Source organism: Novosphingobium indicum (assembly GCF_014645195.1).
In the GTDB taxonomy this organism is placed as follows: domain Bacteria; phylum Pseudomonadota; class Alphaproteobacteria; order Sphingomonadales; family Sphingomonadaceae; genus Novosphingobium; species Novosphingobium indicum.
Genome location: NZ_BMLK01000006.1, coordinates 26,786 through 42,785, shown reverse-complemented (window position 1 = coordinate 42,785; position 16,000 = coordinate 26,786). Strand labels below are relative to the sequence as shown.

General features: G+C 64.3%; 14 protein-coding genes. 5 read left to right on the top strand and 9 right to left on the bottom strand.

Annotated features, from left to right (window positions below; all coding sequences use genetic code 11):
• The first annotated feature begins 107 nt into the window (after positions 1-107).
• Complete coding sequence (gene bla, locus IEX64_RS07355) at positions 108-1,034, top strand: subclass B3 metallo-beta-lactamase (RefSeq protein ID WP_188819012.1); 927 nt, start codon at positions 108-110, stop codon at positions 1,032-1,034.
• Positions 1,031-1,933, top strand: a complete 903-nt coding sequence (locus IEX64_RS07350) for a 50S ribosomal protein L11 methyltransferase (RefSeq protein WP_188819011.1) — start codon at positions 1,031-1,033, stop codon at positions 1,931-1,933. The genes bla and IEX64_RS07350 overlap by 4 nt, the downstream gene beginning before the upstream one ends.
• A gap of 7 nt (positions 1,934-1,940) precedes the next feature.
• On the opposite strand, the gene IEX64_RS07345 is transcribed toward IEX64_RS07350, so the two are convergent.
• Positions 1,941-2,213: a PilZ domain-containing protein gene (locus tag IEX64_RS07345; protein WP_188819010.1), complete on the bottom strand. Its 273-nt coding sequence runs from the start codon at positions 2,211-2,213 to the stop codon at positions 1,941-1,943.
• A gap of 240 nt (positions 2,214-2,453) precedes the next feature.
• Between IEX64_RS07345 and sciP the strand changes: the two genes are divergently transcribed.
• A complete protein-coding gene (sciP, locus tag IEX64_RS07340; protein WP_188819009.1) occupies positions 2,454-2,756 on the top strand; it encodes a CtrA inhibitor SciP in 303 nt (100 codons plus the stop codon).
• A 61-nt stretch (positions 2,757-2,817) separates the two neighbouring features.
• On the opposite strand, the gene ligA is transcribed toward sciP, so the two are convergent.
• Complete coding sequence (ligA, locus tag IEX64_RS07335; protein ID WP_268238442.1) at positions 2,818-4,959, bottom strand: NAD-dependent DNA ligase LigA; 2,142 nt, start codon at positions 4,957-4,959, stop codon at positions 2,818-2,820.
• A gap of 67 nt (positions 4,960-5,026) precedes the next feature.
• On the opposite strand from ligA, the gene IEX64_RS07330 reads away from it, so the two are divergent.
• The gene (locus tag IEX64_RS07330) at positions 5,027-5,521 is read left to right on the top strand and encodes a DUF2165 family protein (protein WP_188819008.1); all 495 of its coding nucleotides are present in this window, start codon (positions 5,027-5,029) and stop codon (positions 5,519-5,521) included.
• A gap of 4 nt (positions 5,522-5,525) precedes the next feature.
• Here the strand turns inward: IEX64_RS07330 and recN are convergent, their stop codons facing one another.
• The 3 genes from recN to IEX64_RS07315 form a co-directional block, all read right to left on the bottom strand.
• Positions 5,526-7,205 (bottom strand): DNA repair protein RecN, encoded by a 1,680-nt coding sequence (recN, locus tag IEX64_RS07325; protein WP_188819007.1) that lies wholly within the window; start codon positions 7,203-7,205, stop codon positions 5,526-5,528.
• 114 nt (positions 7,206-7,319) lie between these two features.
• A complete protein-coding gene (locus IEX64_RS07320) occupies positions 7,320-7,469 on the bottom strand; it encodes a hypothetical protein (protein ID WP_188819006.1) in 150 nt (49 codons plus the stop codon).
• 194 nt (positions 7,470-7,663) lie between these two features.
• Positions 7,664-8,461, bottom strand: coding sequence for an outer membrane protein assembly factor BamD (locus IEX64_RS07315; protein WP_188819005.1), 798 nt, complete (start codon positions 8,459-8,461; stop codon positions 7,664-7,666).
• A 123-nt stretch (positions 8,462-8,584) separates the two neighbouring features.
• Between IEX64_RS07315 and IEX64_RS07310 the strand changes: the two genes are divergently transcribed.
• Entirely contained in the window at positions 8,585-10,366 is a 1,782-nt protein-coding gene (locus IEX64_RS07310) for a cation:proton antiporter domain-containing protein (protein ID WP_188819004.1), read from the top strand.
• Here the strand turns inward: IEX64_RS07310 and IEX64_RS07305 are convergent, their stop codons facing one another.
• The 4 genes from IEX64_RS07305 to recA all read right to left on the bottom strand — a co-directional run bounded on the left by IEX64_RS07305 (position 10,367) and on the right by recA (position 15,992).
• The gene (locus IEX64_RS07305) at positions 10,367-11,299 is read right to left on the bottom strand and encodes a glutaminase (RefSeq protein WP_229710138.1); all 933 of its coding nucleotides are present in this window, start codon (positions 11,297-11,299) and stop codon (positions 10,367-10,369) included.
• A 51-nt stretch (positions 11,300-11,350) separates the two neighbouring features.
• Positions 11,351-13,996, bottom strand: a complete 2,646-nt coding sequence (gene alaS / locus IEX64_RS07300; protein WP_188819002.1) for an alanine--tRNA ligase — start codon at positions 13,994-13,996, stop codon at positions 11,351-11,353.
• A 115-nt stretch (positions 13,997-14,111) separates the two neighbouring features.
• A complete protein-coding gene (locus IEX64_RS07295) occupies positions 14,112-14,807 on the bottom strand; it encodes a tetratricopeptide repeat protein (RefSeq protein WP_188819001.1) in 696 nt (231 codons plus the stop codon).
• Between the two features lie 114 nt (positions 14,808-14,921).
• Positions 14,922-15,992 (bottom strand): recombinase RecA, encoded by a 1,071-nt coding sequence (recA, locus tag IEX64_RS07290; RefSeq protein WP_188819000.1) that lies wholly within the window; start codon positions 15,990-15,992, stop codon positions 14,922-14,924.
• Positions 15,993-16,000 lie beyond the last annotated feature (8 nt).

The window sequence follows — 16,000 nt, the reverse complement described above, 5'->3', positions numbered from 1 at the left end:
TCGTCGATGTCCCCTTAGCCAAATCGTGGCATGGTGCAAGTTCCGCAACGCGAGTTAGTGCTAGGGCTGTCTGGCCTATCGCACGAGCGAGGCCTAAAGCGAGGGCCATGAGTCGCACCTTCAAGCCGCTTCTGCTGGCCGCGTCGCTGGCAGCCATGTCCTCCGCAGCACAGGCAAAACCCGCGCCGGAAGACGCGTTCACCGCCTCCAAACTGGCGCAAGCCTGCGTCGGCAAAGAGGGCTGGCTCGATCCCGCGCCGCCTGCCCATATCTACGGGAATACGTGGTATGTGGGCACCTGTGGGATCGGCGCGATCCTGATCACGGGCGACGACGGCCACGTGCTGATCGACGGCGGAATGGCCGATGCCGCGACGCTGGTTCTCGCCAATATCGAAAAGCTGGGATTCAAGCCCGGCGACGTGCGCTGGATCGTCTCCAGCCACGAGCATTTCGACCATGTCGGCGCGCTGGCCGCGCTCAAGGACGCGACCGGCGCCAGCGTCGCCGCACTGCAGCCCGCCGCTGCCCTGCTCGAATCGGGCGCGCTCTCGCTCGACGATCCCCAGCACGACATCACCGATGGCTTTGCCCCGGTCTCCATCGACAAGGTTCTGGAAAACGGCGACAGCGTTGTCGTTGGCAAGCTGGCCGTCACGGCGCATGCCACCCCGGTGCATTCGCCCGGATCCACGAGCTGGACCTGGCAGTCCTGCACCGCGGATTTCACCTGCCGCATGATCGCCTATGCCGACAGCGCCACGACCATCTCCGCGGATACCTATCGCTTTTTCGACCACCCGGACCGCGTCGCGCAGATCAGGGTCGGCCTGAATGAAATCGGTGCCCTGCCCTGCGACATCCTGCTGACGCCGCATCCCTCCGCGAGCGCGATGATGCCTCGTTTTGCCGGTGAAACTCCGCTGGTCTCGGCATCGGCCTGCACAGACTACGCCGCCACAGCCCGAAAGCGCTTCGAAAAGCGGCTCGACAAGGAAGCCCAAGCCATGGAAGCCGGAACCGAGACACCATGAGCTGGAAACTGACCGCCCTCGCCTCACGCGAAGTCATCGAAGGCGCGCTCGTGGCGCATGAAGATGCGCTCGATTGGGATCCGGAAATCGTCCTGTCCGGCAGCGAGATCGCCGAAGACCGGCCCGACGACTGGCAGCTCGAAGCCTGGCTTTCGCACAAGCCCACGGAAGCCGACCGGAAAGCGCTGGCGGACCTGTTTGCAGGCGGGGCGCCCGAATTCGTGGAAGAACAGCTTCCCGACACCGACTGGCTCGTCGCCAGCCAGCAGGATCTCGAGCCGATCCAGGCCGGGCGTTTCTATGTCCACACGCCGGACCACCCGGCCAGTACGAACCCGAAGCTGGTCGACTTCACCATACCCGCCAGCCAGGCCTTCGGAACCGGGCAACACGCCACCACGGCCGGATGCCTCGCGATGCTCACGCACATGAAGGCGCAGGGCGTGGTCGTGCGCAACTGCGCCGATATCGGCACCGGCACCGGCCTGCTCGCCTTCGCCGCGCTTTCGCTCTGGCCGCGCGCATTGGCGACTGCCAGCGACATCGATGCCGTCTGCGCCGACGTGGTCGAGGCCAATGCCCGCGCCAACGGCATCCGCATGGGATCGGGCAACGGCCAACTGGTCATGACCATCGCCGACGGCATGGCGCACCCGCTATTGGCAGCGCGGGGCCCCTACGACCTCATCATGGCGAACATTCTTGCCGGCCCGCTGGTCGCGCTGGCGCCAGACTTCGGCGCGGCGCTGGTACCTGGCGGGCATCTCGTGCTGGCCGGCCTGCTGCAGACGCAGGAAGCCGCCGTCCGGGCGGCGTGCCGAAAAGCCGGGCTGCGCCTTGCGGCGCGTCTTACGAATGGGGACTGGTCGATCCTCTGGCTGCGCAGGCGCCGCAGGTAATCACGCCTCAGGCGAGGAACAGTTTCAGACCGTGAACGGTGCGGCAGTGCTCGCTCAGGGCCTGCTGGCATGCGCGCGACAGCGGACGGTCGAAGGCGAACCCGACGCGGTCTGTCACCACCCAGCGTACCGTGCCTATGACCGGATCGAACCCTTCGAGCTTGAAGCGGAAACGCTGTCCCGGCGCGACGCGCTTTTCGTTGAAGACGAACTGGCACCCTTCGGCCGAGACGTGCTTGGCCAAGGCTGCCGAAAATGGAGAATCGTCGCTCTTGCCCACGTCTCTGAAAGTCCCGTTCGAATGCTCAACTGCGCTTGCCCGCAAATCTAATTAAAGGAGGTAAACGGCCCGTAAACGAGTTTTGAAACTATTTTATAGGCCTATTTTTATTATAAATCATATACTTAAGTGAGTCGGTGCAATTTTTTGTTAACCATATGCAGTGAGCCCGCATTAACGATTTTAGCCAAGAATCCAGAGCCAAGGGGGGTTGGTATCAACTATTTCGAGAGACCAACCATGCTTCAGTCTGATGTTGATCGTCCCGATACGGTCATCGGTCCGCTTGGCGAGGCGCTAAGGGAAGAGAATCTACCGCCGCCGTCCACATCCCGCTGGGTTGTCCGGCGCAAGGCCGAAGTGGTCGCAGCCGTGAATGGCGGCCTGCTGACCATTGCCGAAGCGTGCGAACGCTATGGCCTTACGCTGGAAGAACTCGCCTCGTGGCAACGCGCCATCGACCGCGAGGGAATGGCGGGCCTGCGGGCCACGCGGGTCCAGCACTACCGCCAGATACACGAACGTCAGGGCCGCTTTTCCTGAAGAGGTGTCCGAAGCGGAGAGGACGGGGCGGAAATCACGGGGGGCTTGCCGACAGCGCCCATCAGCCGGCAGCTTTCACGATTTCCGCCCAATCCGCCTCGTCGATGACTTCGATACCGAGCTCGGCGGCCTTCTTCAGTTTCGAGCCCGCGCCCGGCCCGGCCACGACGAGATCGGTCTTGGCAGACACCGAACCGGCAGCCTTGGCCCCCAACCGTTCCGCCTGCGCCTTGGCCTCGTCCCGGCTCATGGTCTCAAGCTTGCCGGTAAAGACCACCGTCTTGCCCGCGACGGCGCTGTCCCTGGTTTCCACCACATAGGGCGGCGGAGAGACTTCGGAGAGCAGATCGTCCCAGACCTGCTTGTTGTGCTCCTCGTGGAAGAAATCGCCGAGCGCCTCGATCACGACCGGGCCGATACCGTCGATGGAGACGAGTTCGGAGTACGCCTCGCTCCCCGCCTCGGCCCGCTCCTCGCCTTCCTTGGCATGGGCCGTTTCGGCGATTTCGCGTAGCGCGGGCAGCGTCTCGAAACGCTTCATCAGGTCGCGCGCTGTCACCGCGCCGACATGACGGATACCCAGTCCGAACAGCAGCCGCGCGGCATCGGGCTCGCGCTTGCTCTCGATGGCCTTCAACAGGTTGTCCACAGACTTGTCCTTCCACCCTTCGAGCGCGAGGATGTCGTCCCGGCGCTTGCGCAGGCGGAAGATGTCCGCGGGGCTTTCCAGCCAGCCCTTGGCGAAGAATTCGTCGATGGTCTTCTCGCCCAGCCCTTCGATATCGAGTGCCGCACGGCTGACGAAGTGCTTGAGGCGTTCGGTCCGCTGCGCCGGGCAGATCAGGCCGCCGGTGCACCGCACATCGACTTCGCCTTCCTCGGCCACGGCTTCCGAATTGCACTCGGGGCAGTGATCCGGAAATTCGAAGGCGGGCCGGTCTTCCTCGCGCGTGAGATTGTCGACCACCTGCGGAATCACGTCCCCTGCCCGCTGCAGGACGATCCGGTCGCCCGGACGGACACCCAGCCGCGCGATCTCATCGCGGTTATGCAGCGTGACGTTGGTCACGGTGACACCGCCCACCAGCACCGGCTTGAGCCGACCCACGGGCGTCAGCTTGCCCGTGCGGCCGACCTGGATGTCGATCGATTCGAGCACTGTCTCGGCGCGCTCTGCCGGGAACTTGTGCGCCAGCGCCCAGCGCGGCGCCTTGGCGACGAAGCCGAGCCGCTGCTGCCAGTCAAGCCGATCGATCTTGTAGACCACGCCATCGATCTCGAAGGGCAGATCCGGCCGCCCGTCGCGAATGGCGCGGTAGGCCTCGAGCATGTCGTCCAGCGTCCCGCACTGGCGGAACTGCGGGGAGACCGGCAGGCCCCAGGATTCGATCTTCCGGATGACCTCGTGCTGCGTCGCGCCCGGCACGCTCGACACCGCTCCCCAGCCATGCGCCCAGAACCGCAAGGGGCGCCGCGCGGTCACCTGCGGGTCCTTCTGGCGCAGCGATCCCGCCGCCGCGTTGCGGGGGTTGGCGAACTGGCGGACCTTGCTCTCGTCGAACGGCTCTTCCTTCGCCTCGGCCTGCGCGCGCGCATCGGCCATGAGCTGCTCGTTGAGCGTCAGGAATGCCGCCTTTTCCATGTAGACTTCGCCGCGCACCTCGAAGACCTCGGGCACGTCGTCGCCCTTCAGCTCCTGCACGATGTCCTCAATGTGGGCGACGTTCGGCGTGACATCCTCCCCCACCTGCCCGTCCCCGCGCGTGGCCGCACGGACCAGCTTGCCCTTTTCGTAGCGCAGCGAGCAGGAAAGGCCGTCGATCTTGTCTTCTGCCGTGACTGCCACCGGTTCATCGCCAGACAGCGCCAGAAAGCGCCGCACACGGGCAATGAACTCCTCCACCTCCTCGTCGGTAAAGGCGTTGTCTAGGCTCATCATGCGAACCTCGTGCGTCACCTTGGACAGCGGCGAGGCGGCAATGGCATGCCCGACCTTGCGGCTCGGGCTGTCCTCGCGCACCAGATTCGGAAAGGCCGCTTCCAGCTCGGCATTGCGCCTTACGAGCGCGTCGTACTCCGCATCGGTGATCTCGGGCGCATCCTCGGCGTGATAGAGCCGGTCATGGCGCGCGATCTGCCGGGCCAGCCGCATCAGTTCGTTGGCGGCATCCGCCTCGCTGATCGATTCGCTGTCAGAAGCCACTTTGCGTTCCGTTTCCTAGTTTGTGCCGGCTCGTGGTACCTTTGGACCGGGCAACAGGGAGATGATGATGATCGACAGGCATCTCAAAGCGCTAGTCGCGCTCATTCTGGGCGCAATGGCAATACTCTACGTCATCCACAATATCGCCAACTTCGAAGCGGCCAGAACGTTCTTCACATATGTGACGAGCCATGCCGATCAGGAAGCCTATCCCTTAACACTTCTGCCGGTTCCGCCGCCTGCACTCGTGCTGGTAGCGATGATGCTGGTGTTTGCGCTGGAGATCGCCGCGGGATCGCTGCTCATCTGGGCCAGCTTCAGGATGTTCGCTGCGGGCAATGACGCGCTTGCTTTGGAACGCGCTATCCGGATCGCCAAGGTCGGCATCGGATGTGCCCTCGCCAACTGGTGGGGGCTGTTCCAGGCCCTTGCCGGAGCCGGATACCAGATGTGGCAGATACAGGCCGGGCGCGATCCGTTCTTCAGTTCATTGCTGTTCGGGGCGATGTACATGCTGCTGCTACTGTACCTCAACCAGAAGATCGAACCCGCGCCTGCCTAAAGGCCTACACGCCTTCCAGCAGCCGGTCCGCCTGGGCGCGGGCCTCGTCGGTAACTTCTGCACCGGAGAGCATCCGCGCAATCTCTTCCTTGCGGGCGCTGTCATCGAGCTGCGTGACCGAGGTGCGCGTGACGGTGCCTTCGCTGGACTTCGCAATCATGTAGTGCCGCGCCCCGCGCGCGGCGACTTGCGGGCTGTGCGTCACGGCGAGCAGCTGCCCGCTGCTCTGGGCGCCATTGCCCGCCAGCCGCGCCAGCCGTTCGCCGATGGCGCTGGCAACCGCGCCGCCGACGCCGCGGTCGATCTCGTCGAAGATCACGGTGGCCGCCCCGCCCTCTTCGGCGAGCGCGACCTTGAGCGCGAGGATGAAGCGCGAAAGCTCGCCGCCCGAGGCGATCTTGGCGAGCGGCGCGAAATCGGCACCGGGGTTGGTGCTGATGAGGAATTCGACCGCGTCCATGCCCTGCGCCCCCCAGCGTTCCTCTGGCAGCCTCACGACCGACGTCTGGAACCGCGCAGCGTCGAGCTTGAGCGGCGCAAGTTCCGCAGCAACTGCCACATCGAGCCGCTTGGCTGCCGAGCGCCGCAGATCGTGCAGCGCCTCGGCCTGCTTGCGATAGGTGAGCGCGGCCTTGTCCGCCGCCTTTTCCAGAACGGACAGATGCTCGGTGCCGCCTTCGATAGCATCGAGCGCACTGCGCATTTCCTCCATCTTCGCAGGCAGATCGTCGACCTGGCAGCCGTGCTTGCGAGCCGCCGCGCGCAGATCGAACAGGCGCGTTTCGATGCGGTCGAGTTCGGCCGGGTCGAAAGAGAGCGCCTCGGCGGCCCGTTCCAGCTTGTCCTCGGCTTCGCCTGCCTCGAGCACGGCGCGGTCGAGCGCGGCCAGTGCCTCGGCCAGCAGCGCGTGTTCACCGGCAATTCGATCAAGCCGCCGGGCAGCGCCGCGCAGGCTCGCCAGCGCCGAATCGGACCCGCTCCACAAGTGCTGGAGCGCGGCGAGATCGTCGGTCAGCTTCTCGCCCTTCTGCATGTCCGCGCGGGCCATGGCGAGTTGCCCTTCCTCGCCCTCTTCGGGGGCAAGCGCGTTCAGTTCCGACAGGTGCGCCAGCAGCAGGTCCTGATCCTCGGCCGCCTTCTCGACCTGAGCTCGTGCCGCATCGAGCGCATCGCGCGCCACGCGCCATTGCTTCCATGCTGCCTCCACACCGGCCACCTCGCCCCCGGCGAAGCGGTCGAGCAGGGCCCGGTGTCCGCGCGGATTGACGAGCCCGCGGTCGTCGTGCTGGCCGTGAATTTCGACAAGCGCCGGGGCGATTTCGCGCAGCAGCGCCACGCCGACAGGCTGATCGTTGAGGAAGGCCTTCGATCCGCCGTCCGCCTTGAGCTGGCGCTTGAGGATCAGCGGTTCGCCGGGCTCGATCTCCAGTTCGGCATCCTCGATGACGCTGCGCACCGGCTCTGGAAGCGCTCCGAATTCGAAGCTGGCCGTCACGCTTGCCCGGCCTTCGCCGGCGCGCACGAGTCCGCTGTCGGCCCGATTGCCGAGCACCAGCCCGAGCGCGTCGAGCAGGATCGATTTACCCGCACCGGTCTCGCCGGTGAGGACGCCGAGGCCCCCGGCAAACTCCAGGTCGAGCGCCTCGATCAGGACGATGTTTCGGATGGAAAGTCGGGTCAGCATGTTCGCGAAGCGTTCTAGCGAAGGGCAATGCCTTCGTCACCCCGCTTCGCGCTTGCCAAATACCGAATTGGAAGCCGCGCCAAAGCACGGCCAAGTTCCTGAGCGGCTTTACTGTCAGCCCATTGCGTGAAAGAGCTGGAACATGCCTGCAAGCCAGGTGGCGACAAGTATTGCGCCGATGATTTCCAGTTCCCAGCTACTGCGCCAGCTGCCTGTACGCAGCGATTCACTCGTTTCGAGGCTATTCGTCTTGTTGCCCTTCATGGCTCAGATCCTCGCGACCATTATCTCACCCGGCATTTGTCGCCGGACAGGGATTCCTTTCCCACACTTGGAAGTATTACATCGCACAAGTGTTCAAATGGTAAATCGGGAGATAGCGCTAAAGTTCCCGAATACGCGCAAATGCACCCGCGGATCGTCGATCCGCGCGGCAACCGGTCACCGGAATTGGCCGATCAGGCCGCGACGTTCTCCGGCGCGTGCTTCTGCATGAGCTTGTAGGCGCGGGCGTACCACTTGCTGCCCGGATAGTTGGCTTCCAGCACGGCGGCAGCCTTCTGGGCCTCTTCGGGGATACCCAGCGAGAGATAGCCTTCCACCAGACGGAACAGCGCCTCGGGCGTATGGCTGGTGGTCTGGAAGTTGTCGACAACGTTGCGGAAACGCAGAGTCGCCGCAAGCCACTTGCCACTGCGCTCGTAGGAACGACCGATGGTCATTTCCTTGCCGGCGAGGTGATCGTTCACGAGGTCGAGCTTGAGCTTGGCATCGGCGGCATAGCTCGTGGTCGGATAACGGCGAACGATGTCGGTGAGCGCCGCCTTGGCCTGCTCGGTCGTCTTCTGGTCGCGCGTCACGTCGCTGATCTGCTCGTAGTAGCTGATCGCGATCAGGTAGTAGGCGTAAGGCGCGTCCTTGTTGCCCGGGTGTATCGACAGGAAGCGCTGCGCGGACTGGATCGCCTTGTTGTAATCACGCGCCGCGTAATAGCTGAAGGCGCTCATCAGCTGGGCGCGGCGGGCCCAGGGCGAATAGGGGTGCTGGCGCTCCACTTCGTCGAACAGCGCCGCGGCCTGTTTGGTCCGGCCTTCGTCGAGCCGCTTCTTGGCGGCAGCGTAGAGCGAGTCCACGTCTCGCGCGACATAGGCGGTGTCCTTGTTCTTGCCCCCTCGCCCGGCACAGCCGGCAGTAAGGACAAGGGCTCCCGTAGCAGCAGCAAGGAGGACGGTTTTCAGTCGCGAGCGTTCGAGCATGGGCAGGGTCTATAGACAGCACGATGCTGAACGCCAAGTGAAGTTGCGTGGTCTGGTGCCGCCTGTCCCCAAGCATAAACACCGCGGATGACAAACGCGCGCATCATGCCATAGTGACCGGACATGGCCGGCAGCAGCGATCTCTATTCCCCCGTCATGTCCGACGCCCTGGTGATTCTGGGGTCTGCGGGCATCGTGATTCCCGTATTCAACCGGTACCGCATCACGCCGGTTATCGGGTTTATCCTCGTCGGATTGCTGGTCGGCCCCTTCGGACTTGGCCGGCACGTCTTCGACCACCCATGGCTGTCCTACGTCACGATCACCGACCCGGCCGGGCTGGAAGTCTTTGCCGAATTCGGCATCATCCTGCTGCTGTTCTCGATTGGGCTCGAGCTTTCTTTCGGGCGCCTTTGGGAAATGCGGCGTATGGTTTTCGGGCTCGGCTCGCTCGAACTGATCGTCATCGGTTCGGCGCTAACGTTCATCCTCACGGCCATCGGCCAGGGATTCGCAGGGGCGTTGGCGCTCGGCCTTGCCCTGGCGCTGTCCTCTACGGCGCTGGTTCTCAAGATCACCAATACGGCCACGCCGGTCGGCCGCGCGGCGCTGTCCATGCTGCTGTTCGAGGATATCGCGCTGGTTCCGATCATCTTCCTGCTCGGCGCCCTCGCCCCCCATGCGGACAGCGACAGCATGGGCAACCTGCTGAACACGCTTATGTGGGGCAGCGCCGCGGTAATCGGCCTGCTTGTGTTCGGCCGCTATCTGCTGCCGCCGCTGTTCGCGCAGGCCGCCCGGACCAAAAGCCCCGAACTGTTTCTCGCTACCAGCCTTCTGGTGGTGATCCTCGCCTCGCTGGCGACGGCAGCGACCGGCCTTTCGCCCATCGTCGGCGCTCTGGTCGCGGGCCTGCTGATCGCCGAGACCGAGTACCACGCCGAAGTCGAGCAGATCACCGAGCCGTTCAAGGGCCTCGCTCTCGGGGTCTTCCTCATCACCATCGGCATGAGCATCGATATCCGCGTGGTATGGGAAAACCTCGCCTCCATCCTGATCGCGACGGTGGGCGTCATCCTGCTCAAGGCGGCGGTTACCGGCGTCCTGCTGCGCCTCATGGGCGCACGGCGGGGCACCGCAACCGAAACGGGCATCCTCATGTCGAGCCCTTCGGAGACGACGCTGATCGTTCTCACGGCCGCCGGGTCGGCCCAGCTCATCCAGCAGGGCACCGCGCAGTTCTGGCAGATCGTCACGGCCATCGGTCTTACGGTCACCCCGCTGCTCTCGATGATGGGCAAGTTTGTCGCGCGGCAAGTGGAACGGATCGACCTCTCGTCCGAGCCGGCCGAAGATCCCGACAAGCCGCGTACGATCATTATCGGCTTCGGCCGCGTCGGCCGACTGATCGCGGACATGCTGAAGAAGCACGACCGCCCCTACATCGCCATCGATGCCGATACCGACTTCGTCACCGACGGGCGCAGGCAAGGTTATGCCGTGACGTTCGGCGATGCCGGCCGCGGCGATGCCATGCTGCGGCTGGGCGCAGCCAATGCTTCCGCGGTCATCCTCACCATGGACCAGCCGGTGATTGCCCAGCGGATCGTGCGCAAGCTGCGCATCCAGTATCCCGACCTCCCGATCATCGCGCGTGCCCGCGATGCCGATCACGCCGCCCAGCTCTATCGCGCCGGTGCCACCCATGCCGTGCCCGAAACGCTGGAAAGCTCACTGCAGCTGTCCGAAGCCGCCCTCGTCGAAACCGGCGTGGCGATGGGACCGGTGATCGCCTCGATTCACGAAATGCGCGACGAATTCCGCGAGCGAATCATGGAACAGGGCGGACTCGACAAGAAACCCGCGCTCAGGTCAGGTCAGCTGCGCGAAGCGGAAGACGCCTGATCAGCCGCCGCGCGGCTCGAATACGGACCAGCCCGTGCGGTGAACGAGCCGCTCCAGCGCCAGTTGCCCGAGATGCGAATTGCCACTGGGATTGAGTCCCGGCGACCATACGGCGATGCTGGCAATTCCGGGCGCCACGGCAAGGATGCCGCCGCCCACGCCCGACTTTCCGGGCAGACCGATGCGATAGGCGAAGTCGCCGGAATTGTCGTAGTGCCCGCAGGACATCATCAGCGCATTGATGCGCCGCGCCCGGCGAGCCGAAATCACCGAATGGCCATCGGCGCGCCCGTCATCCATCAGATAGCGCCCGGCCAGCGCCAGTTGCCGGCAGCTCATGCTCAGCGCGCAGAAGTGGAAATAGGTGCCCAGCACCAGCTCCACAGGCGCATGGACATTGCCGAAAGCCCGCATGTAGTTGGCCAGCGCCATGTTGCGAAAGCCCGTGTCCTGCTCCGCCCGTGCCACGGCTTCATCGATGGCAATGGTCTCGTCACCGGCCACCGTACGGACAAAGCGCAGCATCTGCCCGATCGCCTCGCGTGGCTGCAGACGGCCGAGCAGCACGTCGCACACGACGATGGCACCGGCATTGATGAAGGGATTACGCGGAATGCCGTGCTCGGTTTCGAGCTGGACGATCGAATTGAACGCCGTTCCCGAAGGCTCACGCCCCACCCGCCGCCAGAGCTGATCGCCCACCGCGCCCAGCGCCAGCGTCAGCGCAAAGACCTTGGAGATCGACTGGATCGAGAAGGGCTCTTCCGCATCGCCTGCAGTGTGGACAGAGCCATCGTGCAGGACGACGGCGATGCCGAACTTGCTATCAGGCACACAGGCGAGCGGCGGAATATAATCGGCCACCTTGCCGCGATGCGTGTGCGTACGCGTCTCCTCGGCGATTTCGGCGACGATGGTGTCAATCGAACCCAATTGCACGCGACCCTCGTTCCGCTCGTGTCGAGCGAGGAATATCCTGGGATATTACCCCGCCAGCGCCGCCTTCACCGCGGCAATGGCCTGAGCGCCCTTGTCACCATCGGGGCCACCGCCCTGCGCCATGTCGGGACGGCCGCCGCCGCCCTTGCCGCCCAGCGCCGACACGCCAGCGCGGACCAGATCGACAGCGCTGACCTTGTCCTTGAGGTCATCGGTCACGCCCACGGCGATCGAGGCCTTGCCTTCGTTCACCGCGACAATTGCCGCGACGCCCGAGGTCATGCGCTGCTTGGCCTGATCGAGCAGGCCGCGCAGTTCCTTGGGATCGAGGCCGTCGAGAACCTGGCCGGAGAAGGCCACACCGTTGACGTCCTCGTCTGCCGGCCCGGATGCGGCACCGCCGCCGCCCAGCGCCAGCGCCCTCTTCGCCTCGGCCAGTTCGCGCTCGAGCTTCTTGCGCTCGTCGAGCAGTGCGGAGATGCGGGTTTCGACATCCTCGGGATTGGTGCGCAGCAGGCCTGCGGCGTTCTTGAGCGCATCCTCGCGGCCGACCAGCCACTGGCGCGCGCCTTCGCCGGTCAGCGCCTCGATACGGCGCACGCCCGAGCTGACGGCGCTTTCGGAAACGATGCGGAACACGCCGATGTCGCCGGTCGCGCGCACGTGGGTGCCGCCGCACAGTTCGACCGAATAGGTGCGGTCGCCCGAGGAGCGGCCCATCGAAAGGACACGAACCTCGTCGCCGTACTTCTCGCCGAACAGTGCCATGGCGCCCGCCTCGATCGCATCGTCGGGCGTCATCAGGCGCGTAAGGACCGTTTCGTTGGCGCGGACTTCGGCATTCACTTCGGCTTCGATGGCGGCGATGTCCTCGTCGGACAGCGCTTTGGGGTGCGAGAAGTCGAAGCGCAGGCGATCCGCGGAAACCATCGAGCCCTTCTGCGTGACGTGATCGCCAAGCCGGTTGCGCAGCGCCGCATGCAGCAGGTGCGTGGCCGAGTGGTTGGCGCGAATCGCATCGCGGCGCTCGGCATCGACGGCGAGATTGACGACGTTGCCGACCTTGATCGCGCCTTCCTCGACCTTGCCCGTCATCGCGTGGAGGCGGCCGAGCGGCTTGGAGGTGTCGGCGATTGCGATCTTCAGACCCTTGCCGGTGATCGTGCCGGCGTCGCCGACCTGGCCGCCCGATTCGCCGTAGAACGGGGTCTGGTTGGTCAGCACCGTGACCTCGTCACCCGCGCTCGCTGTTTCAACTTCCTTGCCGTCCACCACCAGCGCGACCACACGGCCCTCGCCGCTGGTGGAGGTATAGCCGGTAAACTCGCTGGTGCCTTCGCGCTCGGCGATGTCGAACCAGACTTCGCTGTCGGCGGCCTGCCCCGAGCCTTTCCAGGCCGCGCGGGCGGCTGCCTTCTGCCGGGCCATGGCGGCATCGAAGCCGTCCTTGTCGACCGTGATCCCGCGCGAACGCAGCGCGTCTTCGGTCAGGTCGTAGGGGAAACCGTAAGTATCATAGAGCTTGAAGGCGGTTTCGCCGGGCAGTTCGCCGCCCTCGCCCATGTCGCCCGTCGCTTCGTCGAGCAGCTTGAGGCCATTCGCGAGCGTGCGGCGGAACTGCACTTCCTCGCGCTCCAGCGTTTCCTCGATCAGCGGCTGCGCGCGGCCGAGTTCCGGATAGGCCTGCCCCATCTCCGCAACCAGCGCGGGCACCAGACGGTGCATCAGCGGGTCCTTCGCGCCGAGCAGGTGCGCATGGCGCATGGCGCGGCGCATGATGCGGCGCAGCACGTAGCCGCGGCCTTCGTTCGAGGGCAACACGCCGTCAGCCAGCAGGAAGCTGGTCGAGCGCAGGTGGTCGGCAATCACGCGGTGGCTGGCCTGCGTCTCGCCCTCTGCGGCAACGCCGGTGAGGCTTTCCGAGGCAGCGATCAGCGCCTTGAAAGTGTCGATGTCATAGTTGTCGTGCACGCCCTGCATGACGGCGGAAATGCGTTCCAGCCCCATGCCGGTGTCGATCGAGGGCTTGGGCAGATCGCCGACGATCTCGCCCGCGGCCTGCTCGAACTGCATGAACACGAGGTTCCAGATCTCGATGAAGCGGTCGCCGTCTTCCTCCGGCGATCCCGGCGGGCCGCCCCAGATGTGGTCGCCGTGGTCGTAGAAGATTTCCGAGCACGGGCCGCACGGGCCGTCGTCGCCCATCGCCCAGAAGTTGTCCTTGGTGGGGATGCGGATGATCTTGCTCTCGGGCAGACCGGCGATCTTCTTCCACAGGTCGAAGGCCTCGTCGTCGGTGTGATAGACGGTGACGAGCAACTTCTCGACCGGAAGGCCCCATTCTTTCGTCAGCAAGGTCCAGGCGTGGGTAATCGCCTGTTCCTTGAAGTAGTCGCCGAAGGAGAAATTCCCCAGCATCTCGAAGAAGGTGTGGTGGCGCGCGGTATAGCCGACGTTGTCGAGATCGTTGTGCTTGCCGCCGGCGCGCACGCACTTCTGCGATGACGTCGCGCGCGGTGTGGCGCGGTTCTCAAGGCCCGTGAAGACGTTCTTGAACGGGACCATGCCAGCGTTCACGAACATCAGTGTCGGATCGTTGTAAGGCACGAGCGGTGCACTCGGCACCACTTCATGGCCCTGCGAGCCGAAGTAATCGAGGAAGGACCGGCGGATCTCGTTCGTCGTCTGCATGTTCGCGCCGATAAGCCACGCGCGCGAGGTCGGCAAGCTACAAGCTGCGGTCAGACTGTTCGGGAATTGCGATGGATGGCCCGGAGCATGGCCCGTCAGCCCGGTTTCGCGATTTTCAGTTCGCCCGATGTTGCCGAATATATTCCAGTTCCGACTTGGCCACCGGATTGTCGGGCTCGATTTTCAACGAACGCTTGTAGAAGTCTTCCGCAGCGTCAAAATCGTTCTTGTCGATGGCGACATAACCGAGGCCGCGGAGCGCGGCTGCGCGATAGTGTCTGGCCTTGTCCTTGTCGCCAAAGAACTCCGCGTAATCCAGAGCATTCTGATAGGCGGCTTCCGCCTCGGAAATACGGCCAGTCTTGATGTAGGCGAATGCAAGTTCACTCGCATATTGCGCATCCATGGGAGACAGGCCGCGAAGAATTTGCAACTCCCCAATAGCCTCGTCCCGCCGGCCCAGTTCGGTAAGGACATAGGCCTCCAGAAAATAGGCGGAGCAGACTTCCGGGCCGAACACGACCGACGGCTTATTCTCCTTGGCGCCCATGGCCGAATAGAGAACGGCCAGTGTTATGTCCGAAGCGCAGAAGGCCAGGCCATCTTCGCGCGCTTTGGCAACACTGTCATTGGCCACAGCCACAGCGGGCTCAAGCATGGCAAGCGCCTCTTGCGCCTTGTGTTCTCGGATCAATTGAGTGGCCTGCGAGATCGACGCCTTCGCCGCCGTATCATCACTCTCTGTCTGCGCACGTGCCGGTTGAGCGAGAGTGAGGAGCGCAAGTGCAGCCAGCAATGTTCGCTGTTTCATTGTAAGCCCTTCTCCCCTGAAGCCTTGCTTCAGCAATCTGTGTCCGGAATGCATAAACCCCGGCCACCAGGGGCCGGGGCTTGAAAGTGCTCATCCGGATTGCGGAGCAGCTTTCTATTCTTCGTCCGCCGAAGGACCTACCATCATCTCTTCCGAAAGGTCTTCCCTCTGGCCGCGGATCGCCTTTTCGAGACGGTCGCAGACTTCCGGGTTTTCCTTCAGGTAGGTCTTGGCGTTTTCACGGCCCTGCCCGATGCGGATCGAATCGTAAGAGAACCACGATCCGGACTTCTCGACGATGCCGGCCTTGACGCCGAGGTCGAGGATTTCGCCAATCTTGGAAATACCCTCGCCGTACATGATGTCGAATTCGACCTGCTTGAACGGCGGCGCGACCTTGTTCTTCACCACCTTCACGCGGGTCGCGTTGCCGATGATGTCGTCGCGGTCCTTGATCTGGCCGGTGCGGCGGATGTCCAGACGCACTGAAGCATAGAACTTGAGCGCGTTACCGCCCGTCGTCGTCTCCGGGTTGCCGTACATGACACCGATCTTCATGCGCAGCTGGTTGATGAAGATCACCATGCACTTGGAGCGGTTGATCGAACCGGTCAGCTTGCGCAGCGACTGGCTCATCAGACGGGCCTGCAGGCCGACATGGCTGTCGCCCATCTCGCCCTCGATCTCGGCGCGGGGGACCAGCGCGGCAACCGAGTCCACCACCAGCACGTCGATGGCATTCGAGCGGACCAGCGTGTCGGTGATTTCGAGCGCCTGCTCACCGGTGTCGGGCTGCGAAACGATCAGTTCATCGATATCGACGCCCAGCTTCTTGGCGTAGACCGGATCGAGCGCGTGCTCGGCGTCGATGAAGGCAGCGGTGCCGCCCGCCTTCTGCGCTTCGGCAATGACGTGCAGCGCCAGCGTGGTCTTGCCCGAACTCTCCGGGCCGTAGACCTCGATCACGCGGCCCTTGGGCAGGCCGCCGACACCGAGTGCGATGTCCAGCCCCAGCGAGCCGGTCGAAATCGCCTCGACCTGCATCGTTTCCTTCGAGCCCAGCTTCATCGCCGAGCCCTTGCCGAACGCGCGGTCGATCTGGGCGAGCGCCGCTTCCAGCGCTTTTTGACGGTCCATGGAGTCCTTGTCCTTGCCTTCCTGGATCAGCTTGAGCTGAGCAGCCATTTCTCTTC